The 21,893-nt window shown below is 57.4% G+C and carries 18 protein-coding genes, 1 tRNA gene and 1 pseudogene; 12 read left to right on the top strand and 8 right to left on the bottom strand.

Annotated elements, in window-relative coordinates; all coding sequences use genetic code 11:
• Positions 1–47: 47 nt before the first annotated feature.
• The 6 genes and pseudogenes from ABJT94_RS16665 (at position 48) to ABJT94_RS16640 (ending at position 6,703) form a co-directional block, all read left to right on the top strand.
• Positions 48–914 (top strand): branched-chain amino acid ABC transporter permease, encoded by an 867-nt coding sequence (locus ABJT94_RS16665; RefSeq protein ID WP_348474701.1) that lies wholly within the window; start codon positions 48–50, stop codon positions 912–914.
• Positions 911–1,861 (top strand): branched-chain amino acid ABC transporter permease, encoded by a 951-nt coding sequence (locus tag ABJT94_RS16660; protein ID WP_348474700.1) that lies wholly within the window; start codon positions 911–913, stop codon positions 1,859–1,861. Before ABJT94_RS16665 ends, ABJT94_RS16660 begins: the two co-directional genes overlap by 4 nt.
• The gene (locus ABJT94_RS16655) at positions 1,854–2,588 is read left to right on the top strand and encodes an ABC transporter ATP-binding protein (RefSeq protein ID WP_348474699.1); all 735 of its coding nucleotides are present in this window, start codon (positions 1,854–1,856) and stop codon (positions 2,586–2,588) included. Before ABJT94_RS16660 ends, ABJT94_RS16655 begins: the two co-directional genes overlap by 8 nt.
• Positions 2,581–3,297: pseudogene (locus ABJT94_RS16650) on the top strand (ABC transporter ATP-binding protein); the annotation flags it as partial. The gene ABJT94_RS16655 and the pseudogene ABJT94_RS16650, both read left to right, overlap by 8 nt.
• Before the next feature lie 398 nt (positions 3,298–3,695).
• Positions 3,696–5,153 carry an aldehyde dehydrogenase family protein gene (locus ABJT94_RS16645; RefSeq protein ID WP_348474698.1) on the top strand — a complete coding sequence of 486 codons (1,458 nt, stop codon included), beginning with the start codon at positions 3,696–3,698 and terminating at the stop codon, positions 5,151–5,153.
• Positions 5,154–5,248: 95 nt separating this feature from the next.
• Positions 5,249–6,703 (top strand): flotillin domain-containing protein, encoded by a 1,455-nt coding sequence (locus ABJT94_RS16640; RefSeq protein WP_348474697.1) that lies wholly within the window; start codon positions 5,249–5,251, stop codon positions 6,701–6,703.
• A gap of 230 nt (positions 6,704–6,933) precedes the next feature.
• Here ABJT94_RS16640 and ABJT94_RS16635 read toward each other — a convergent pair whose 3' ends face one another.
• The 3 genes from ABJT94_RS16635 to ABJT94_RS16625 all read right to left on the bottom strand — a co-directional run bounded on the left by ABJT94_RS16635 (position 6,934) and on the right by ABJT94_RS16625 (position 11,634).
• On the bottom strand, positions 6,934–8,580 hold the full coding sequence (locus ABJT94_RS16635; protein ID WP_348474696.1) for a sulfatase-like hydrolase/transferase: 1,647 nt from the start codon (positions 8,578–8,580) through the stop codon (positions 6,934–6,936).
• 4 nt (positions 8,581–8,584) lie between these two features.
• Positions 8,585–10,549, bottom strand: a complete 1,965-nt coding sequence (locus ABJT94_RS16630; protein ID WP_348474695.1) for a TRAP transporter fused permease subunit — start codon at positions 10,547–10,549, stop codon at positions 8,585–8,587.
• A gap of 83 nt (positions 10,550–10,632) precedes the next feature.
• Positions 10,633–11,634, bottom strand: coding sequence for a TAXI family TRAP transporter solute-binding subunit (locus tag ABJT94_RS16625; protein WP_348474694.1), 1,002 nt, complete (start codon positions 11,632–11,634; stop codon positions 10,633–10,635).
• A gap of 341 nt (positions 11,635–11,975) precedes the next feature.
• On the opposite strand from ABJT94_RS16625, the gene ABJT94_RS16620 reads away from it, so the two are divergent.
• Positions 11,976–12,896, top strand: a complete 921-nt coding sequence (locus ABJT94_RS16620) for a LysR family transcriptional regulator (RefSeq protein ID WP_348474693.1) — start codon at positions 11,976–11,978, stop codon at positions 12,894–12,896.
• Positions 12,897–12,902: 6 nt separating this feature from the next.
• On the opposite strand, the gene ABJT94_RS16615 is transcribed toward ABJT94_RS16620, so the two are convergent.
• A complete protein-coding gene (locus ABJT94_RS16615) occupies positions 12,903–14,306 on the bottom strand; it encodes a hypothetical protein (RefSeq protein ID WP_348474692.1) in 1,404 nt (467 codons plus the stop codon).
• A 134-nt stretch (positions 14,307–14,440) separates the two neighbouring features.
• Between ABJT94_RS16615 and ABJT94_RS16610 the strand changes: the two genes are divergently transcribed.
• A complete protein-coding gene (locus ABJT94_RS16610) occupies positions 14,441–15,226 on the top strand; it encodes a phosphatase (protein ID WP_348474691.1) in 786 nt (261 codons plus the stop codon).
• Here ABJT94_RS16610 and ABJT94_RS16605 read toward each other — a convergent pair.
• Genes ABJT94_RS16605 through ABJT94_RS16595 form a run of 3 tightly spaced genes read right to left on the bottom strand, consistent with a single transcriptional unit; the run spans position 15,204 to position 17,665 of the window.
• Positions 15,204–15,947: an amino acid ABC transporter ATP-binding protein gene (locus ABJT94_RS16605; protein WP_348474690.1), complete on the bottom strand. Its 744-nt coding sequence runs from the start codon at positions 15,945–15,947 to the stop codon at positions 15,204–15,206. The genes ABJT94_RS16610 and ABJT94_RS16605 overlap by 23 nt on opposite strands.
• Before the next feature lie 3 nt (positions 15,948–15,950).
• Positions 15,951–16,835, bottom strand: a complete 885-nt coding sequence (locus ABJT94_RS16600) for an amino acid ABC transporter permease (protein WP_348474689.1) — start codon at positions 16,833–16,835, stop codon at positions 15,951–15,953.
• Positions 16,832–17,665 carry a transporter substrate-binding domain-containing protein gene (locus ABJT94_RS16595; protein ID WP_348474688.1) on the bottom strand — a complete coding sequence of 278 codons (834 nt, stop codon included), beginning with the start codon at positions 17,663–17,665 and terminating at the stop codon, positions 16,832–16,834. The genes ABJT94_RS16600 and ABJT94_RS16595 overlap by 4 nt, the downstream gene beginning before the upstream one ends.
• A gap of 314 nt (positions 17,666–17,979) precedes the next feature.
• Between ABJT94_RS16595 and ABJT94_RS16590 the strand changes: the two genes are divergently transcribed.
• The 4 genes from ABJT94_RS16590 (at position 17,980) to ABJT94_RS16575 (ending at position 21,601) form a co-directional block, all read left to right on the top strand.
• Positions 17,980–19,533 (top strand): cation:proton antiporter family protein, encoded by a 1,554-nt coding sequence (locus ABJT94_RS16590; RefSeq protein ID WP_348474687.1) that lies wholly within the window; start codon positions 17,980–17,982, stop codon positions 19,531–19,533.
• A gap of 233 nt (positions 19,534–19,766) precedes the next feature.
• Positions 19,767–19,843: transfer RNA gene (locus ABJT94_RS16585), tRNA-Arg, on the top strand.
• Positions 19,844–20,047: 204 nt separating this feature from the next.
• Entirely contained in the window at positions 20,048–21,028 is a 981-nt protein-coding gene (locus ABJT94_RS16580) for a site-specific integrase (protein ID WP_348105611.1), read from the top strand.
• A 231-nt stretch (positions 21,029–21,259) separates the two neighbouring features.
• Positions 21,260–21,601: an MbcA/ParS/Xre antitoxin family protein gene (locus ABJT94_RS16575; protein WP_348105612.1), complete on the top strand. Its 342-nt coding sequence runs from the start codon at positions 21,260–21,262 to the stop codon at positions 21,599–21,601.
• A gap of 28 nt (positions 21,602–21,629) precedes the next feature.
• On the opposite strand, the gene ABJT94_RS16570 is transcribed toward ABJT94_RS16575, so the two are convergent.
• A complete protein-coding gene (locus tag ABJT94_RS16570; protein ID WP_348493932.1) occupies positions 21,630–21,797 on the bottom strand; it encodes a hypothetical protein in 168 nt (55 codons plus the stop codon).
• Positions 21,798–21,893: the final 96 nt, after the last annotated feature.

Here is a 21,893-nt window from a genome sequence, read left to right as displayed (position 1 = left end):
TTTCGTTTTAATCGCATTTCTTACGGGCCTCTTCAGGTAGTTTAGCTATGCAAATCTTAATCACGGGGATCTTCCTCGGGGGCGTGTACGCCATTATTGCAGTGGGCTTGTCGCTGCAGTACGGCGTGTCCCGAATCATGAATCTGGCGGTCGGTGAAATGCTGGTGGCGGGTGCCTTTGCGGCTTTCTGGTTTAGCACAGCCCAGAGCCTGAACCCTTATTTGTCACTGCTGGTGGTGATACCGGCAGCTTTTTGTGCCAACTGGCTGATTTACCGGTATCTGTTATTGCCGCTGGTGCGCCGTGCCAAAACGCGGGGCCAGCTGGAGGTAGATTCCATTCTGGTCACCTTTGGGCTCAGCTTCACCCTGGTGGGTATTTTTCTGTGGGCTTTTGGTGGCCAGTTTTTCAATTACAGTTTCTTGTCGGTGCCGGTCGAGATTTTCGATGCGCGCTACGGGCAAAACAGGGTGCTGGCTTTTGTCATTGCCTTTGTGGTGTGTGCGGCCCTGTGGATCTGGCTGAACCACACTCGCTCCGGTTTGTCGATGCGCGCCATTTCGGTCGACACCCGCGCCGCCAGCCTGGTGGCCATTGATGTGGAAAAATCCTCGAACTTTGCCTTTGCACTCGGGGGTGCCATTGCTGCGACCGGTGGCATGGTGCTAAGTACCTTTTTAACCTTCGATGCCTCCATCGGCATTGTGTTCACACTGAAAGCGCTGGTCATTGTGATCATGGGCGGCGTGGGTGATATTCGCGGCGCCATCGTGGCCGCTTTGGTGCTTGGCATTACCGAGACCGTTGTTGCCCGGTTGATTGACCCCGGCCTCACGCTGGCGGCTGCCTACGTCCTGTTTCTGTTAATCCTGTTGTTTCGTCCCCAGGGCTTGTTCGGGAGGGCGCAAACATGAAGTTGACGCAAACCGATGTCTGGCGGGGCGTGGCGATACTGCTGGTGTTTTTTTTGCTCGCCTGGCTACCGGCGGTGCCGGGTGCCGACGGGTGGCTGTCGATCGTGGTGCCGATCACCATGTACACCGTGCTGGCCACTTCCTGGGCTATTTTCTCTGGCCCGACACACTATGTATCGCTGGCCACAGCCGCCTTCTTTGGCGTGGGCAGTTACACCCTGGCGCTTGGTCTTGAGAGTGTGCCGTATCCGTTGCTGTTGTTGATGGCGGCAGTGCTTGGTGGCGTGATGGCGGCGCTGGTTGGCTGGGCCACCCTGCGACTGTCGGGTGTGTATTTTGTGATATTCACGCTGGGTCTGGCCGAACTGATTCGACAGGTGTTTACCTGGTATCAGAACAACATGGGCGGCACCCGGGGCAGTTATGTGTTTACCGACTTTACCGACGCCCACATTTACTGGCAGTTGCTGGCACTGGCGTTGCTAGTGTATCTGGTCGGTTGGCTGATCAACCGTTCGCGTCTTGGCTTTGCCATTCGCATCATCGGCGGTGACGAGTCGGTCGCCAAACACAGCGGTATCAATGTCGCCTGGTCGAAGATCGTGTTGTTTATGGTGTCCGGCTCGGTGGCAGCGGTGGTCGGTGCCATTCTGGCCCCGCGCTTCGTCTACATCGAACCGGCCATGGCCTTTAACCCGCAGTTGTCCTTTATGGTAGTGATCATGGCCTTGCTGGGCGGAACCCAACGGTTATGGGGCCCCCTGATGGGCGCCATCCCCTTTGCGCTGGTGTGGGAAATTATTGCCTCCAACTTCCCCGCCCAAACCACCTTGTTGATGGGTCTGGCCTTCTTGCTGGTGGTGTTTTACATCCCCAACGGCATCAGCGGTGTGTTGCTTCGCTGGTATCACCAGGCGCGAGCCAGGCAGGGGGTGAGCCATGAGTAGTGCGGTATTGCTTGAAGTGCGCAAAGTGGTCAAACGCTTTGGCGGACTGGTGGCCATTAACGGCGTCAGTTTCGATGTGCACGAACACGAAGTACTGGGTCTGATTGGCCCGAACGGTTCCGGTAAAACCACCATGATGAACCTGATCTCCGGCGCGCTACCGGCGACCGATGGTTACATCGCCATGGACGATAAGCTGCTGACCGATCTGCCCACGCGCAAGATTGCCCGCGCCGGTATTGCCCGAACCTTTCAACTGGTCAAGGTGATTCCGTCGATGACGGTGCTCGAAAACGTCATGGCCGGTGCCGTCTTTGGCCACAAAAAACTCTGGGGCCATGCGTTGGCGGTCTATGCCGAACGCCAGCTGGAACGCGTTGGTCTTTTTGGTGTTTCGCACAAGCCAACGGCCGATCTGACCTACATCGATCAGAAGCGGGTCGAGCTGGCCCGGGCGCTGGCCTCCGACCCCAAGGTGATTCTGCTTGATGAGTGGCTGGCGGGACTGAACCCGACCGAGCTGCAAACCGGTATTGAACTGATTCGCTCACTGCGTGACGACGGGCGTACGGTGATTCTGGTGGAGCATGTCATGGATGCCATTCGTAGCCTGTGTGACCGTTGTGTGGTGATGAGCACCGGTAACATCATTGCCCAGGGTACACCCGCCGAAGTGCTGGCAGATCCGCAGGTTATCGAAGCCTATCTGGGAGAAGACTATGAGTGATTCACAGGGTCTTCAGGTCACCGGCGTCAGCGTCGCTTACGGAAAGCACCAGGCGCTGGACAACGTGTCTATCTCTGTCGCACCCGGTGAGATCGTGGTGATTCTCGGAGCGAACGGAGCGGGTAAGAGCTCGCTGCTCGGCACCATATCCGGTTTGGTCGATCGCAGTGCCGGGTCAGTCACCATTAATGGCACTGCCACCGCAGGCTATAAGGCACACCAGGTTGTTGCCGCTGGTTTGGCCCTGGTGCCGGAAGGTCGGGGTATCTTTGGTGATCTGACCGTTGAAGAAAATCTTACACTCGGGGCCTATTCAAAATTCGCCCGCGAACGTGAAGAAACGCAACGCCAACTGGTCTATCAGTTGTTCCCGAAACTCATCGAGCGACGTCAGCAAATTGCGCGCACTATGAGTGGTGGTGAACAGCAAATGGTCGCCATTGGCCGTGCCATGATGTCGGCTCCGGGTATTCTGATGCTCGATGAGCCGTCATTGGGGTTGTCGCCCCTGCTGGCCAGCGATGTGTTCAAAACCCTGAAGAAGGTCCGGGAAACCGGGCTGGGTATCCTGCTGGTTGAACAGAATGCCAAACAGAGTTTGTCGATTGCCGACCGCGGTTATTTGCTGGAAAACGGGCGCATTACCGCTGAGGACAATGCGCAGAACCTGTTGAATGATCCGGCTGTGCGCGAGGCTTACCTGGGTGGCGCGGGCAGTAAAGAAGCACCCGTGACTCAGCACACAAAACCCGCCGCTGAGCACACGGGCGAGTCGGTTGCGGTCAATCAGCCGGCGGCGTCAGTACCCGGCCATATTCAACCGGCAGGGCTCGACAAACGCGCTCCTCTGGCATCCGACCGTTTGGCCGGTGGCAACATTCAGGACTGGATCCGCAGCGCCGAGGTATTGCAACGCACCGCCTGGCAAACCGGCGTGCGCGCCAACCGCAAAGTGATCGCCGGGCCGAGCGACAACACGTCCGGTAGCCTGGCCGATATGCTGGCGCGAATGGAACAGGCTGCCCGGCGTTCGTCGGCCGACGGAGATTCATCAAACAATGATCTATCAAATAATGATTTATCAAACAACAACCGGGGTGGTTAACCATGCATCCGTTTAAGGGCAATTACATCGGCGGCCAGTGGGTGCCTACCGACCGCACCTTTAATGACATTAATCCGTCCAATGGTGACATCTGGGGCAAAGCACCGGATTCCGGCGTAGCCGAAACCCGCGCCGCGATTCGCGCCGCCCAGGAAGCCTTCCCGGCCTGGCGTGATTTACCCTACACCGAACGCTCGGCCTACATGCTGAAAGTGGCGGACATTTTCGAGAAGCGCAAACCCGACATCGTGAAAGCCGTGCAAGCTGAAGGCGGTGGCTGGTTTGGCAAGGGCATGTTTGAAGTGGGCTATACCGCCGGGGTTTTCCGCGCGGCGGCCGCCATGAATTACAACGCTATCGGTGAAGTGTTGCCCTCCGAGCACGGCAAGGTCAGCATGGCCATGCGCCAGCCCATGGGTGTGGTGACCGTGATCAGCCCCTGGAACATGCCGCTGATTCTGACCTCACGCGGTTTGTCTTTCCCCTGTGCGACCGGCAATACCATTGTGCTGAAACCCTCGGAAGATACGCCTTACGTGGGCGGACTGATGTTCGCTGAAATATTCGAGGAAGCTGGCGTGCCACCCGGTGTGTTGAATGTCGTAACTTGCTCGCGGGAATCGGTGACGGCGGTTGGTGACGAGCTGATTGAAAACCCGGCGGTCAAGGGCATTTCCTTTACCGGCTCAACCCCGGTGGGTCGCTTTATCGCAGCCAAGGCCGGAGCGCATTTGAAGAAAGCCTGTGTCGAGCTCGGTGGTAAGGATTCGCTGATTGTCTGCGACGACGCCGATATGGAGCGGGCGCTATCGGCCGCCAACTTCGGCAGCTTCATGCACCAGGGCCAGATCTGCATGTCAGTAGAAAAAGTATTGGTGCACGAAAAAATCTACGATGAGTTTCTGCGCAAGTTCATCGCCCGGGCGGCAAAACTGAAAATGGGCGACACCACAACCGATCCGTCGAATGTGATCGGGCCTCTGATTAATGATCGCCAGGCGGCTCGTGTTAAAGACCAGATCGACGACGCGGTGGCCAAAGGCGCGAAAGTGGTTCTGGGTGGCGGTGTTCAGGGGCGTTTTGTAGAGCCGACGATCATGACCGGTGTCACGCCGGATATGAAGCTCTATCAGGATGAAACCTTCGGCCCGGTGGTGCCGGTGATTCCGTTCTCGTCCGACGACGAGGCCATCGCCATTGCCAACGACACCGAATACGGCCTGTCATCCGGCATCATCACCGCCAATGAAGAACGGGCGTTGCACATGGCCCGGTTGTTGGAAACCGGCTCCTGCCACGTGAACTGTTCGTCGATCAACGATGAACCCCATGTGCCCTTTGGTGGCTCCAAGGCGTCTGGCCTGGGCAACCATGGCGGGCGCTGGTCAGTCGAAACCTTTTCACAAACCCGCTGGATCACACTGGACCGGGGCGGTCGCCCCTACCCGCCAGTGTTCTGATACCGCACCTAACCGTATGGCCCGGCAGGCTTCGGTATGTCGGGCGTTTGGGAGACTTACAATGAACAATAACAAGCGTCAGTGGGAGATTGGGCATGGCTAACGCTATTATCTGGGTGATTCTGGGCCTGATCGTTCTGGCCATTGTCATCGCCATTCTGGCTAAATTCTATCAACGTGGAACCCGGGAGGTGAGCCTGGTGCGCACCGGTCTCGGTGGCCGCAAGGTATCGCTCGACGGAGGCGTACTCGCTATTCCGTATTTCAACAACGTCGCCCGGGTGAACATGCAGACGCTGCGCCTGGAAGTGAAACGCGCCGGCAATGGCTCGCTGATTACCCAGGATAAACTGCGGGTCGATGTGGGCGTCGAGTTTTACGTGTCGGTCATCGACACCGAAGAAGGCGTATCACGGGCCGCGCAAACCCTCGGCAACCGCACCTTCGATGCCGGCAAATTGTGTGACCTGATTGAAGGCAAGCTGATCGACGCGCTGCGTTCGGTGGCCGCGCGCTTCACCATGGACGACCTGCACGAGAAGCGTGGCGACTTCGTGCGCCAGGTAAAAGAGCTGCTGGAACCGACGATGACCAGCAACGGCCTGGCGCTTGAAAGCGTGTCGCTGACCGACATGGACCAGACCCCGTTCGACGCGCTCGATGAAAACAACGCCTTCAACGCCGCTGGCATGCGCAAGCTCTCCGAGCTGATTGCCCGGTCGCGTAAAGAACGCGCTGATATCGACGCCGATGCCGAGGTGGCGGTGCGCCAGTCGGCGTTAACCCTGGCCAAACGCAAACTCGATTTCGACCTCGAAGAAGCCCAGGCGCGCATTCAACAAGCCCAGCAGATGGAAGTGTTGAAGGCTCGCCAAATGGCCGAAGTCGCCGCCTATAAAGCGGACAGTGAACGTGCCATTGCCACCAGCCAGATCGAGATGGAACGCGCCATTCGCGAAGCCACCCTGAAGCGCGACATCGAGCTGCATGAGAAGCAACGCGAAGAGCGCGAATCGCAAATCAAGCTGGAAGAAACCGAAGCGAAGGTCATTGCTGCCAAAGATAAAGTGGCGACCGGCAAAGCCGTCAGCGATGCCGAGCGCGCCAAGAAAGTGGCAACCCTTCAGGCTGAAGAAGCGGCAGCCACCCGTGTCGCTAGCGCCAATGCGCACCAGGCTGAACTGCTGGCCGAAGCGGAAGGTCGCCGCGCCATGGTTGCTGCTGAAAACGGCATGAGCGATAGCCTGATGGCGATGAAGACTGAAGCATCCCGACTGCAGGCATTACCTGACATTGTTGCGCAGATGGTGAAGCCGGCGGAGAAGATCGAGTCGATAAAGATTCACCAGATCACCGGTTTGGGTCAGCCGCTGGGCAGCGACGGCAATCGCGTTGGCGAGCGGCCGGCCGTGAATCAGGCGCTCGACAGTATCATGAGTATGGCGGTGCAGTTGCCGGCGTTGAAAAAGCTGGGTGAAGAGCTGGGGGTGAGTTTTGATTCCAGTCTGGATGCTGTGCGCAGTGGTAACCGGGATGAGTTACATAAGTAGGCGTTTGCTCGATTTGAGCGGCGGATGCCGGTGGTGCCTCTGCGGGGTAGTCCGCAGCAAGGATGCTGCGGTCTAGGCTCCATGGAAGGATTTACGCCGACCCCGCATAGGTACCACCGGTAGCCGACGCGGGCGATAGCCACAGAAGTAACCTCTAACTCCGAAAACAAAAATAGGCAGGTCGATGAGACCTGCCTATTTTTGTTTGTATTGCAGTTGCTTTGTTTGAGTTATTTAACCCCAATACTCAATGGCGGTTTCATTGCATCCGGCACCGATTCCCGATCCCAGAATCCGATCAGAATCCCCTGACGCCGCGACAACCCATTGGCGTTCTGCTCCATCTCGCGGCTGACTGCCCGGCGGTTATGCAGCGTGGCACTCCAGTCGAGTAGCTGATCGCGTAGAGCACGTCGCACATTTTCATAACCCGGGTCACGACCCAGATCCACTAGTTCGTCCGGATCGTTGTGCAGGTCGAACAGCATGTCCGGGAAGCCCGGGCAGTGCACCAGCTTGTGCCGGCCGTTGAATGCCATGGTCATTCGGGCTGCCAGAGCATCGACGCCCAGTTGCGTGGCGACGGGAAGGCGACCGTAGTCGTCTTCGGCGACAATGAAATCCCGCTCAAACGGGCTGGTTGCCTGGTGCAGAAAAGGCAGTAGCGAGTGCCCCTCCAGCCGGTGTTCGTGCCTGGTGATCTCACCACCGGCACATTCAATCAGCGTCGGCAGCACATCGATAGCGCCCACCAATGCATCGCATTGCTGGCCTCGCGTTACATTGGCTTCCGGTCGCGGGTCGACGACGATCAGGGGCAATTTCACCGACGGCTGATGAAACAGATCCTTCTCACCCAACCAGTGATCACCCAGGTAATCGCCATGGTCGGCGGTTAGCACAATGAGGGTATTGTCGGTGAGTCCCTTTGCATCCAGATGATCCAGGAGGCGACCGACGTGATCGTCCACTTCTTTTACCAACCCGAAATAGGCCGGTAGCACGTGGGCGCGTTTTTCCTCGTCACTGAAGGTCTGGCTGACGCCCAGTTGCATGAACGCCTGGTAAATCGGGTGCGGGCTCTGTCGCTCGGCTTCCGATTTTACCGCCGGTGAAAAGTCGGCATTGCGGTACAGGGAGTGATACGGGTCCGGTGCGATGCAGGGCCAGTGCGGTTTGATGTACGACGCGTGCAGACACCAGGCGTCATCGCCCAGTTCATCAATGGTATCGATAATGCGATTGGTCAGATAGGCCGTTTCCGAATGCTCTTTGGGAATGCGGGCGGGCCGGTGCGCGTGCTCCAGATAGAAACCGGAGACGATGTCGCCGTTGTCCGTTTCTGCCGCATTGGCCCATTCAAGCCAGGGGTTGTCGCCGTCGAAACCGTGTTCGCGCAAATAGGCGTTGTAGCGAGGTTCCTGTTTGGAGTATTTGCCCATTGGGCCTTCCGGGTGCAGGCCATCGTCGTGCTCGCCTTCGGTAAAACCGGCGTTGTACAAGCGTTGGCCGAGATCAGACCCGGGCTCAATGCCGAGCCGGTCCATGCCGTCCATGTCCGGTTTCATGTGCGTTTTACCCAACAAAATAACGCGCTGGTTCAACGGTTTTAAATAGTCGGCCAGCGTCCATTCGCTCAGGCTGAACGGCCAGTCGTTCCAGGTGGCGCCGTGCGAGCGCATGTGCAGCCCGGTGTAAAACGAAGCGCGCGAATTGCCGCAGCTGGTGCCCTGGGTGTAGGCGTTGTTGAAGCGTACGCCGCGCTTGGCCAACCGGTCGATGTTGGGGGTGTCGACCACGGTATTGCCATAGCACGACAGGGCATCCCAGCGCAGCTGGTCGATCATGATGAAGAGCGTATTTTTGACGGCTTTCATTCGCTTATCCTTTGGCCAGTTGCGGGTTGGCGGTGGGTCGATTCTCGGCCTGGTGGCGGATCGCATGCACCGCCAGGTGCAGCAAACCGAGCCCAAGGCAAACAATGCTCACCATCAGGTACGGCGACAGCAGCCCCAGTGCCAGTGCAAATCGAACGCCGCTGTCTGGCAGTGTTAAAACGCGGCGGTCAAACCGGGCCAGGCTGCTGGTAATCAGGTACAGCGCCAGTACCAGTTGCGCGATCAGCCAGGCGTAGGCACCGAGAGAGAAATCAGCCCCCGCAGCGGCAGTGGTGAGCATTAGCGGGTTGTAGGCAAACGCAAAGGGAATCAGAAACAGCACGGCGGAAATGCGCGTGCTGGCAATGGCAGTCGCCATGGGCTTACCACCGGAGATGGACGCCGCGGCGTAAGCGGCAATGGCTACTGGCGGAGTAATGACTGACGCAACGCCAAAGAAAAACACGAACATGTGGGCGGTCAGCAGTTCCATGCCAAAGGCCTGCAAGGTGGGGCCCATTACTGAAATGATGGCGATGTAGGCGGGCAGAGTTGGCATGCCCATACCGAGCACAATGCAGCCGAGCGCGGTAATCAACAAAGCCGCCAGCAGTGAATAGTCCGAGGCGTTCGACAGCAGCACCGCAAAAGTTGTCGGGATGCCGGTAGCCGCCAGTGTCGCAACAATAATGCCGACCACGGCGATGGCCATCGACAGTCGGCCAACGGTGACGCCGCCCTCGGCCAGGGAGGTGAGCAACACCAGGGGCTGCCGTCTGACCGCCGGGTTCAGAAAACTCAGAACCAGCAACAGCAAGATAGCGCTGATCGATGCACCGGCCGGCGACAACCCTTCTATTAATAACCAGACAATGGTGCCCAGTGGCGCCAGCAACAGCAGCAGGTTGATCCAGTCCTGGCGTTCGATGGGTTCCGGCAGGTCGCCTTCCGGTTCGGCATTGAGGCCCAGCTTTTTCGCTTCAAAATACACGGCGAGAAACAGGCTGACGTAGTAGGCGAGGGCCGGAATCATCACCGCCACGATGACGGTCAGATAGGAGACACCCACATAGTCGGCCATCACCAATGCAGCGGCCCCCATAATGGGTGGCAATATCTGCCCGCCGGCCGAGGCCGACGATTCGAGCCCACCGGCGAAGTCGCCACTGAACCCGCGCTTGCGAATCATCGGAATGGTGACCACACCGGTACCGACGACGTTGGCCACGGCACTGCCGGAGACGGTACCGAACATGCCTGAGGCCATGATAGCCGCATAGGCGGGCCCGCCCCTAAAGCGTTGCATCAGGGCGAAGGAAATACGAATCATCGATGAGCCGGCGCCGCAGCCTTCCAGGATGCCGCCGAGAATGATAAAGGGCAGAACGGTCGATAGGATGACCGCGAAAATGGAGCCGACCACGCCGTTGTCGCTGCCGAACCAGAGGTTGGCGGCCAGGCGGTCCATGGCGTTGCCGCCTGCGGTTTGCAGTACCCCGGGCCAGTATTCACCGGTGCCGAGATACAAAACGGCGATCAGCCCGATGATGGCGATTGGCGCGCCCCAGAGCCGCCAGCAAATAACGGTCGCCACCAGAACGGCCATCAGTGCGGTGAGGCCATCCCAGGTGGTGAAGAACATGATCGACATCTCCATGATCTGAGCGACCTGAAAATAACGGAAGCTGCAGTACACGGTCAGGGCGATCAGTGACAGGTCGAAGAGGATGCGCAGCTTCGACGGCACTCTGTCGGTCAGTGCCTGTTCGCGCCACAGATACAGGACGCCGATGATCACACAAAGCGTAAAAAAGAATGGCCGGAACCACTGAAGTTCAAAGGGCCCCAGTCGCGGCAGAAAACCGTAGCTGGGCAGCACATTAATCAGGCCAACCAGCGCCAGCAGCCCGCCGACGACCCAGAGGGCGTATTGCAAACGATTGGCTAGCGTCATGGACGGTGTCGTCATGGAAGAGTCCTCCGGGCGCCTGGGACCAGGCACCCTGGTTAAACAGGCGGAGCCGCCTTGGTGACGGCTCCGGGTCGGGCCTATCAGGGCATCAGGGTGTCAGGAATGGCGATGTCGTTTTCCCGATAGTAGCGAACCGCACCGGGGTGCAGTGGCGCGTTGACGCCTTCAAAGGGGTTGTCGGTGCTGATGGTGCGCAACAACGCATTGGAGGCTTTCAGCTCGTCGATGTTTTCCCAGTACGCCTTGGCCAGTCGATAGGCGACGTCGTCGGACATCGAGGAACCCACGCCCATCCACATGATGTTCGAGGCGGTGTAGATATCCTGGTCGCCATTGACTTGGCCCCGGTAGGTACCAGCCGGAATCACGGTGAAGGACATGGCGGCCGCTTCGGTGTAGTCGTTCCATTCCGGGGTGCCAATGCGGTCTTCGGGGATGCCCAGAATGCGAATCGGGTTCTGCAGGCTCATTTCATTGATCGATTGCTGGCCTACGGGCGCTGACAGCACCAGGACATCGTACTGACCATCCTGAAAGCCTTGAACCGCGGAGCCCCAGGGCGCGCGAATGGCTTCGTAGTCGCCATCGACCAGGCCGGAGGCGGCTTCGATCATGCCCATGATCTGCATGTTGGCGGCTCCGGCCGGCGGGCCGACAAAGACGCGTTTGCCGCGAATGTCATCCCAGCTTTCAATGCCGTCCCGTTCCCAGGTAATGGCGTGATAGGTGCTGCCGGGCAGGCCGGTAATGGCGCGGACATTTTTAGACAGCGCTTTTGCCTGGTCGGCATTGCTGGCATAGGGGCCGACGCCGGCTTTCATAGCGCTGAACGCCGGTGGCGGAACTACGGAGGAACCCAGTTGGCCAGCGCCCAGCATCATGACTGAGCGGGTGAGCGTTTGCCCGAGCACGACTTGCAGGTTAATGCCTTCGCGGCTGGTGTATTGGGCGTAGGCCTGCGGCAACATACCGGTAACCGAGGCGGCGCCACCGGCGTCCATTTGCAGGTTTTCAGCCTGGCTGAAACTGGCAGAGAAGGTCAGAGCCAGCGTGGCCAGGCCCAGAGACAGTGATTTTTTCATATCGACCTCGTCGTGTTCAGGTTGTTATTGGAGTTGTGTGGGTGTTCGACGTCCACAAAGTGTGCAATCTTTAATCGCATTCGTATAATTCATTTTTAAACTCTTAAACAAATAAAAATGCATGGTACGGAGGCTTGGTCTGTTAGGTGGCATGAGTCCGCAGCAGCTACCTGGGTGGTCTCTGTGGGGTCGGCGTAGACCCTTCCATGGGGCCTAGACCGCAGCATCCTTGCTGCGGACTTCCCCACAGAGACCACCCAGGCAGCTACTGCTTGTGCTGCTGCCGACTCCGACATCCAATGATTACGCCATCAGACAGTACTCGTTGAGTGTGAGGGCTTATGGAATCCAAACATCTGGTACAACTGGCCACTATTCTAGACAGCGGCTCAATCAGCGCCGCTGCGGCGCGTCTGAACGTTACCCAGCCGACGCTGACGCGCAACATCCAGACGCTGGAGATGCAGGCCGGTGGTCCGCTGTTTACCCGCAGCCGGCACGGCGTGCGGCAAACGCCATTGGGGGCCGACCTGGCGCGGCATGGCCGGGCCATTGCCAAGGCGGTCTGGTCGGCGCAGCAAGTGGCGGTGCGTCATGGGCTGGGGCTCAAGCAGGAATTGCGCATTGGTGTGGGTCCGTTGCTGGCCAATAACCTGATGAACGAGATGGCTCAGGATCTGATGGCAGAGCATGACGACTTATCGCTGCTGATTCGAGTGGACACACCGTACCGGATGATCGAACAGATTCACGATGAAGAGCTCGATCTGGTGTTTTCACCCAAGGTGCAATCCCAAACCCGGGATTTGGTGTGCGATCTGGTGCTGGAAGACCGTTTGGTCGTGGTGGCTTCTAGCCAACATCCTTTAGCCATTAAGGCCCAGAAGAGTGGCTCGCTGGCGCTGTCTGACATTAACGATCAAGCCTGGATCAACATGGGTACCTATGCGCGTTTCGAGGAGTCCCCGGTTGAGCGGTTGCAAGCGATGGGTGTCAGCGGCATTCGCACGCCCGTGGCCCTGTCGGGCGATGCGGCGATTACGCTGAAAATGCTGCGAGAAGGCCGGCACCTGAGCCTGATGCCGGAAAAACTAACCTTGCGGGTCGAGCGGGATTACAACCTGATGGTGCTGCCCGTGGAAGCTGATTTCGGCCGGCGCGATATTTTTCTCTGGTACCGGGCTGAAGACCTCGATCGGCGCTGGATACAGATTGTCAGCCAGGCGTTTGCGCGTCGGATGACCGACAACGAGCCCGGTTAGGCGGTGTTAATACAGCCACTGCAATCCAAACAGCCAGACACATAAGAACGCAAAGCTCACCAGTAGATATCGCCGGTTCCAGTTCCAGGCCAGATGCCGCGGTGAGACCTGGCTCAGGTAGCCGACAATCGATACCGAAATGGTAAAGGGTGAAGAGTTCACCGTTAAACACCAGGCCGACATCAAACCCAGTGCCAGCAATTCATTGGTCAGCCCGAAGGCGGCCACTGGTTGCAGCGCTGAGGCCAACAGCGTCACAGAGACGATCGGGTTAAAGCCGACTTGGCCAAGCGCGACCGTCAGCACCATGGCGGCGATTAACAGAAAATAGCCATCCAGATGCAGCGCCGAGACCAGCCACAACACCTGGGATTCAGTCACCAGCCCGGAAATGGCAGCCCCCAGAAACCCAGCCCCGGCCAGCAGGCTGACCTCACCACTTAACGGCGCGACCTGATTCGGAATGTCGGATTTCAGGCGACGGCCGAGTAAGACCAGTGCGCCAGGCATGCCGGCGCGGTTGCCCTGCCAGGCCAGCCAGCCAATGCCCACCAGCGGGCTGGTGAGAATGACTGCCAGCGTCAGTGAAAGATCGGTCCGGGTTTCCAGTAGAAAGGCAGAGCTGGTCAGCAGGCCGATTAAGCCGACCAGTTGCACGGCTGGTCGCCAGCTGTAATGACGGGTGTCAGTTGCCAGGCCGGGCGGGGCTCGCCGTGGATTGTGGCGAAAATCCTGAATCCAGCCGATCAGAATCAGCAAGGCGGCCGTCACAAAGCCAATGGGCAGAATGTCCTGCCAGCGCAGGCCGGGAATGATGGTCAGCAACAGGGCCAGGGTAATGGAAAACGGCGAGGTCATCGGCAGAGCGGCAAACCCCCGCAACATGGCGAGCGACATGCGCCGCTGTCGGGTGCGTTGAATGCTCACCTGGCCATTGGCCGCCGCCAGCGTATTGCCCCGGGTGACCATTAAGCCGAGCAAATGCAGCACACCGAAATTGAGAATCAGCCCGAACAGGGCGGTGGTGTAACTGAGAATGCCGTAGCGCCGACCGGGAGGCTGGTTCACCGCCAGGGCACCGCAGCGGCGTACCATGCGCGACCGCTGGGCGGCCAATCGCAGAAAGCTCAGGGCAATCAAAAACGTTGAGAAGTAACCGGCGCGATCGAACGCGGTGCGCAACACGCCCCAGGGGTCTTCCGCCCAGGGTAGGAAAACGCCGCTGAACAGTGCCAGGCCGACGAGAATGCGGGGCGACTGGGGTAAGCGGCGCCAGCGCACAACAATAAACAGGATGAGCGCAACGCCCGCAACCCAGAGCGCCGGTTCGAGGTTTGCCAACTGATACAGCAAGGTACCGGTCAGCACGGTAGCCAGCAGGGGTAAAGCCAGGGAACGTTCCAGTAACATCAGGCCGCTCGGGGGTTGCAGTAAGCTTAACAGTGTAAGTCGTCGCGCCCGGGAATGCGAAGCTGCCGTCTTCATGAAAGCGTCATCGGCCCTATGCTATGCTGGGCAATCTCCAACCGCACACAGGGCCTTCAATGCGCATTCTCACCGACACCCACGCCCATACCGTCGCCAGCGACCACGCCTTCAGCACCGTACACGACTATTTCCAGATCGCCCGCGACAAGGGCCTGCAGCTGTTCAGCATCACCGATCACGCGCCCACCATGCCCGATGGCGCGCATTACTGGCACTTTGGAAACATGAAAGTGATTCCCCGCGTCGTCGGCAATGTCGGTATGCTGCGCGGCATTGAAGCCAACATTCTGGAACCGGAAGGCGGTCTGGATATTCTGGACAAGATGCATCCGTTTCTCGACTTCGCTATCGCCAGTTTCCACGAGCCGGTGTTTGCGCCCGCCGATAAAGCGACATCGACCCGAGCGGTGATCAACACCATCAAAACCGGCGAATGCCAGATTGTGGGCCACCCGGGAAACCCCAATTACCCGCTGGACTACGAAGAAGTCATTCGCGCCGCACGCGACAATAACGTCGTGCTGGAAATCAACAACTCCTCGTTTTCGCATTCCCGCCTCGGCAGCGAATCGAACTGCGTGCACATCATGGAACTGATTGACCGGCTCGACTGGAAAGTCGCCTTCGGCTCGGACTCGCACATCGCTTACAGCGTCGGTGACTTTGATCATGCCATTCAACACGCCGAGCGCATTGGCTTTCCAGAAGCGCGTATTGTTAACGCCACGGCACCGCGCTTTTTGCGTTTTTTGGGCGAGCACGATAAGCCCGTTGCTCAGGAAATGGCAGAGTGGGCAAGTCAGTTCGAAACCGATTCCACTACAACCGCCCAGCCTCAATAATCCGGTCCAGAAACGCCCGGGTACGTTCGTGTTGCGGGTCACTGAACATGCGGTTTGGGTCGCCTTCTTCGAGAATGCGGCCGCCTTCCAGAAAGCAGACCCGGTCGGCCACGTCGCGGGCAAAGCCCATCTCGTGGGTGACGATGACCATGGTCATGCCCTGGGCTTTCAGTTCCTTGATGATGCCGAGCACCTCGCCAACCAGTTCCGGGTCGAGCGCAGCGGTGACTTCATCGAGCAGTAACACATCCGGCTTGTTCATCAGCGCCCGCACGAAGGCCACACGCTGCTGCTGACCGCCGGACAACTGTTCCGGGTAGGCTTTGGCAAAGCTGTTCATGCCAAACCGGTCCAGCTGTTCCAGTGCGGATGCCTCGGCGTCTTTTCGGCTTTTACCGTGCACCTTGCGCGGTGCCAGCGTTAAATTATCCAGCACCGTCAGATGCGGAAACAGATTGTACGACTGAAACACAATGCCGATGCGCTTGTGCAGGCCAACCTTGCCGAAGCGCTGATCGGTGACCGGCACATCATCCAGATAGATGTCGCCGTAGTCCGCTTTCACCAGCCGATTGATGCAGCGCAACAGCGTTGATTTGCCAGACCCGGAGGCACCGATCAGGCAGATGACCTCGTGCAGATCCACCGACAGGTCCACCTGATCGAGCACCAGCTTCTCGCCAAAATACTTGGTCACTTCCGATAATTGGACACGCGGCACCGCTTAGCCTCCTACTTGCAAACGACGGGCGCGATCGCGCTGGGTGACATAATCCGCCAGGCGCGCCATGGGAATGGTGGCCAGCAAAAACAAACCGGCCGCAACAATCAGGGACGAATAATTAAAAGTCGAGGCCGTGTAGATTTGCGCTTCGCGAACCGCATCACGCACCCCGATGATCGACAGCAAGGCCACGTCTTTTTGCAAGGCGACCACAATGTTCATCATGGCTGGTAACACGTTGCGCACCGCTTGCGGCAGAACCGCATAGATCATGGTTTGCCATTCGGTCAGGCCGAGTGACTTGGCCGCCGCCCACTGGCCTTCGTGCACGGCATCGATGCCGGAGCGGTAGATTTCACAGACATAGGCCGAGTAACTCAACACCATGGCAACGGCGCCCCAGAACAGACTGCTCGAGGGCAAGCCGGGCAAGTTCAGCGCCGGTATGCCAAAACCAAAAAGCAGTACCAGCAGCAACACCGGCAGGCCGCGAAACAGGTCGATGTACAAGATCACCATTAATCGGAAGGGTGCAAACCAGGGCGCACGCAACGATCGGATGACCGCCAGGGCAATGCCCAGCACCAGAATGCAGGCCAGTACAATCAGCCAGATGCGCATGTTGATCCAAAAACCCTGCAGCACGCGCGGGAAGGCGGCGATCATGGCATCGACATTAAAGAACTGCAGTTTGATGCGCGGCCATTGCTCGGCCGAGGTGATTACCCAGGCGAGTACGCCAAATACGACAACGATACTGATGAGGCTGATCAGGCTGGGAGCCAGGGCTTCCCGCCAATTAAAAGAGCGGCCGGGCGGAGGCGGGGGCGGGCGCCGTTCGGCGCCGCCCAGCGAGCCCGTTTGGGGCGATTGAGAGTCGGTCATTCGGTGATGATGGGCAGATCGGGGTCGGCAATCAGGTACTCGGCTTTCAGATCTTCAACCACACCGCGGTCGATAACCGCCGTCAAGGCGTCATCCACCCAGGGGATCAGCGGGTTGTTGTATTCGAACAACAGGCCATGGCCGCGGTCGTTTTCATCCGGCGGCAGCAGCGCAACGATGTTGGCTTCCGGTACCTGAACGGCGGTGACGTATAATGCTGTGGGCAGAGAGATCAGCGTGCCGTCAATCTGGCCGGCGCGCATGGCCTGGAACACATCGACCTGCTCGTTATAGATGGCCGCTTCGGTAACACCCAGTACGTTGACCAGATAGTCGTTATCGGTAGTACCAATGGTCGCGCCCCAGCGAGCGTCGCGCAGGTCATCGTAGCTGGTGGCGTTTTCCAGAGTGTTGCCGGGTAAGGCGAGCACCGCTTTTTCAGGCTGAAAATAGACCCGGCTGAAGCTGACGATCTGCTTGCGCGCTTCGGTGACGGAAATTTGCTGAATGGCGAAATCGTAGGGCTTGTTGCCCGGGGCAATCGCCTGGTCGAATGTCTGGCCTACCCACACCACATCGTCGGCATCGAAGCCCATTTCAGCGGCCAGTTCGTACACCAGGCCGTTCTCGAAACCTTCACCGCTGGCCGGGTCGTTATTCAGCATCCAGGGTGGGTAAACCGGGTCACCGGTGCCGACGGTCAGTTTGCCAGGCGTGACCAGGCGCGGGTCCATGGTCGTTCGTTCTTCGGCAAAAGCCTGGGTGAATACAGTCATCAACAGCGACAACAGAACGATCGAACCGCGACGGAAAGCAGTGCGTTCAGACATGACAGGACTCCAATGTGTAGGTCGTACCCGACCAGGAAGGGGGCTTTCACTGCCGACAGCGCGGCCGCGTTAGAGTAAACAGGGCGGTGACATCCGGCAGAAAGACAGGTGAATGCTGACGAATCGTGGCTCACAGGTCAAGCAGCTTCAACCCGGGCGTGGTCTGACGGTCACGCACAGACCATCGTATTCGGTTGAAGGGCGGCATCACAAACATACAAGGCCAGGTAGATCACCGGTATACTAACCTGACGTTGTACGATGACCCTGCAGTGCGAGATCAGCACTGAAATCTGGTTTAAAGGACCCAAGTTGTGATTGAAGTTGTCGGTTTATCCCTGGCATTCGTGCTTGGCCTACTGGTAAAGCGAATAGGTCTTCCGCCCCTGGTGGGCTTTTTGCTGGCGGGTTTTGGTCTGAACGCCCTGGGGCCCTATGTCGGCCTGCCTTCCTATACCGGCCCGGTGCTGGAACACATTGCCCACCTGGGTGTGTTGTTGCTGCTGTTCACGGTTGGCCTGAAACTCAAGCTCAAGAATCTGGTTCAGCCCGTGGTGGTCGGTGGGGCGCTGTTGCACTTTGGGATCACGGTGGTGGTATTTGGTGCGGGTATCGCGTTCTTTACCGACCTGCCGATCGCGACCGTGATATTACTGGCCGTCGCGCTCAGTTTTTCATCGACCGTCCTGGCGGCCAAAACGCTTGAGGCAAAACGTGAACTCGGTGCCTTTCATGGCCGGGTCGCGATCGGCATTCTGATCATCCAGGATCTGATCGCGCTGTTAGTGCTAAGCGTTGCAGGGGGGCATTCTCCCTCCTGGTGGGCATTGCTGGTATTCGCACTGCCCTTGTTAAGGCCCGTGCTGTACTGGTTGCTCGATATGGCGGGGCACGACGAACTGATGGTGCTGATGGGGATGGTGCTCGCCGTTGCCGTAGGCGGCATGGGGTTTGAGTCGCTGGGGCTCAGTTCCGAGCTGGGTGCGCTGGCGATGGGGGTGCTTCTCTCTGGCCACACCCGCTCGCAAGAGCTGTCCCATTCCTTGTGGGGCCTGAAAGAAGTCTTCCTGATTGGCTTTTTCCTGCAGATCGGCATGAACGGCCTGCCGGATGCCCAGGCGCTGATATTTGCGGCCGTCTTTGCCCTGGTATTACCGCTGAAAGGCTTGTTGTTTTTTGGGTTGCTGATTCTGTTCAGACTGCGCGCCCGCAACGCCTTTCTCGGTGCCCTGAGCCTGACTTGTTACAGCGAATTTGGGTTGATTGTTGCCGCTGGCGTGCTGGAAGAGTGGCTGGTGCCGCTGGCCATTACCGTGGCGCTGTCGTTTATCATCGCCGCGCCGCTGAACCGGTTGGCACACCCGATATTCGAGTGGCTGGAGCTGAAGCTGATACCGCTTGAACGTCACAGCATGCATCCGGATGAACAACCTGCATCGCTCGGCGACGCGACCATTGTGGTGATGGGTATGGGGCGGACCGGTACCGCAGCCTATCTGGCACTGGAAGACCGCGGCTACAAAGTCGTCGGGCTCGATTCAGACCCTGACAAAGTCGCCCGGCAGCAGGACAAGAGCCGAACGGTCGTTTATGCCGACGCTGAAGACATCAGCTTCTGGCATGCCGTGGATCTGTCGGGTATCGACGCCTTTATTATTGCTATGCCGGACACCGAAGGGGTGGTTGTCGCTGCCCGTCAAATTCGCAGACAAGGCTTCAAGGGGCCAGTGGTTACCCATGCCCTCTACGAAGATGCTGCCATTCTGATGAAAGCAGCCGGCGCCGATGAAACCTTCCTGACCATGAACAGTGCGGGCATGGGGTTGGCTGAGCGGGCGTCTGCTCGGTTGGCAGGGCACGGACAATAGAATCGGTTGCACAGTGTGCAGTCGCTGTTCTGGCATTCAGCGTCAGAAAGCTCGTTGGGTGATGGGGCGTTATCGGCCAGACACCGCTATTCCGCAGACGGACGAGCGTGGATGACAGAGGCTTGAAGGTAGAATGACCGTTTTGTGGAAAACCGGGCGGGGGGAGCTAACCTCTTGAAATACCAAACAAATGTGGACTTGGAGCGCTAAATCTGTATACTGCGCCCCGTTACGCGCCCGTAGCTCAGCTGGATAGAGCGCTGCCCTCCGGAGGCAGAGGTCAGAGGTTCGAATCCTCTCGGGCGGGCCATTTTTAAGCCTTCTACCCGTGATTTGGGACAGTTTTGGGACACTCAGAAAAACGTGGCCCAAAGCAGGAGCTAAAAATGGACTCTCTGAGAACAGCTCAAATCCCCACCTTCTTGTGTCTTAAAACACCGCTTTTCTGCCCATTAACTCGACATCAGTTACATCGCACACTTGCTCCATGTTCATCACTGGAGGAGCTTTTCTAATGGCGACGATAACCAAGCGTGCACCGAGACAATGGCAGGTCAAGATACGAAGAAGAGGCTATAGAACCCAATCGAAGACTTTTCAAACAAAAGCAGCAGCAGAACAATGGTCTCGTCAGATAGAGTCTGAGATGGATAGATCAGTATTCGTCTCCCTAGATGAAGCAGAATCAACCACTCTGGAAATGCTTTCAGCTCGCTATTGCCGTGAAGTGCTGCCAGACAAAAAAGCCATAGTTGACGTCAACAGCCGGATCAAAACTCTAAACAAGCATCTCGGCCATATCACCTTGGCCGGGTTGGACGCGCGAACTCTAAAAGAGTATCGAAGCTATCGGCTTCAAAAAGTTTCCTCTGAAAGCGTTCGCAAAGAGCTATCTCTACTTCGACGATTGATTAAGTACGGACAGCAAGAGCTCGATATTTGCCTTCCAAGAGGCAATCCTGTTGATTCAATTGCTATGCCGGCCAAGGCTAAGAGTAGAGATCGGCGACTAGAGGGCCATGAAGAATCGCTGCTACTTCAACATGCAAGCAAATACGGCGGCGAAATATTCCCAATTGTTGGTTTGGCGATCGAAACAGCAATGCGTCGCAGCGAAGTTGCTAATCTCAAGTGGGAAAATATCAACTTCAAGACCAGAACGGCCAAATTGATCGATACAAAAAATGGAGAAGACAGGGAAATTCCCCTTTCGCAACGAGCGGTCGAGATTCTACAGTCCCTGCCACGCAACTTTAACGGCAGCGTCTTTGAGATGCGAGAAGACTCAATTACCCAAGCATTCACACGCGTAAGACGTTCAGCAGCTTTGCATGATCTGAGGTTTCACGACTTGAGACACGAAGCAACATCCCGACTTTTTGAGCTGGGCCTGGGGTTGATGGAAGTGGCTGCAATTACTGGCCATAAGGACTTGGCGATGCTCAAACGTTATACCCACTTGAGAGCAGCTGATTTAGCAAAAAAGCTGGGGTAACCGGGTAACGAATTAAACAACAAAAAAACCGTCCTAAGGCAAGCCGTTTGGGTTAAGTGTGGCTGAGCTTCGCTAGCCCAGGCGAAATCGAAAAACCAGCGACCAAAAATCGCTGGTTTTTCTTGTTCAAGATAACTGAATATACGCGTTATCCCGCTCCTATTCTTGGCGTGGCATACTTTCTACCCTGCCTCTACCATCGAAATATCATTCTTCGATGGAGTCCCTTCCATGACCTCAGAAACGCTTTCTCAAACATCCCCTCAAGAGATAGCTGTAACAGGTCTTCGAATTTGCCGTCGAATTGCAGACGCATGGGACCTTAGCGAAGCTGAAAAATTAAAGCTTCTTGGGTTTTTTTCGCAGAGCAATGAGGTTCGTCCAGATTCCCTGAAAAGGTTCTCGTACATTCTGGGAATCTGCAAGAATCTGAGAATACTGTTTCCAACCGGGCGGCGAGCAAACGAATGGGTGAAGAAGCCCAACAAAGCTTTTGGCGGTAGGTCAGCACTTGAAGTCATGATTGAAGATCCAGCCCTAATAAGGCGGTATCTCGATGCCCAGTTGGTCTAGCTTTACCTTGACGATGTAGTAAGCAGGGTCAGGCTTTCTTTTTCTTCTTTTTAGTGATTTCAGGAAAGTCCTGATCCACCTTCTCCAAGAACCATTCTTTCATCGTTAGCCCGCGCATCTTGATCTCTCGATGAAGCGCCTCTTTGTCGTCTGCCTCTATCTCAAGAACGATCCTTCCCGACTTACCTACAGCCATACCGCCTCCGAACCTGATGTCATGTCACATGACGTAATATTTTTATATTGTAGTTTGAAAATGCACAGAACGAAATCCCTCATAATTTAAATAACT

Origin of the sequence: Saccharospirillum sp., from assembly GCF_039982735.1 — a bacterium.
Taxonomy (GTDB): domain Bacteria; phylum Pseudomonadota; class Gammaproteobacteria; order Pseudomonadales; family Natronospirillaceae; genus Saccharospirillum.
Note: the sequence above shows the minus strand (reverse complement) of the source record. Positions and strands in the feature narration are given on the sequence as shown.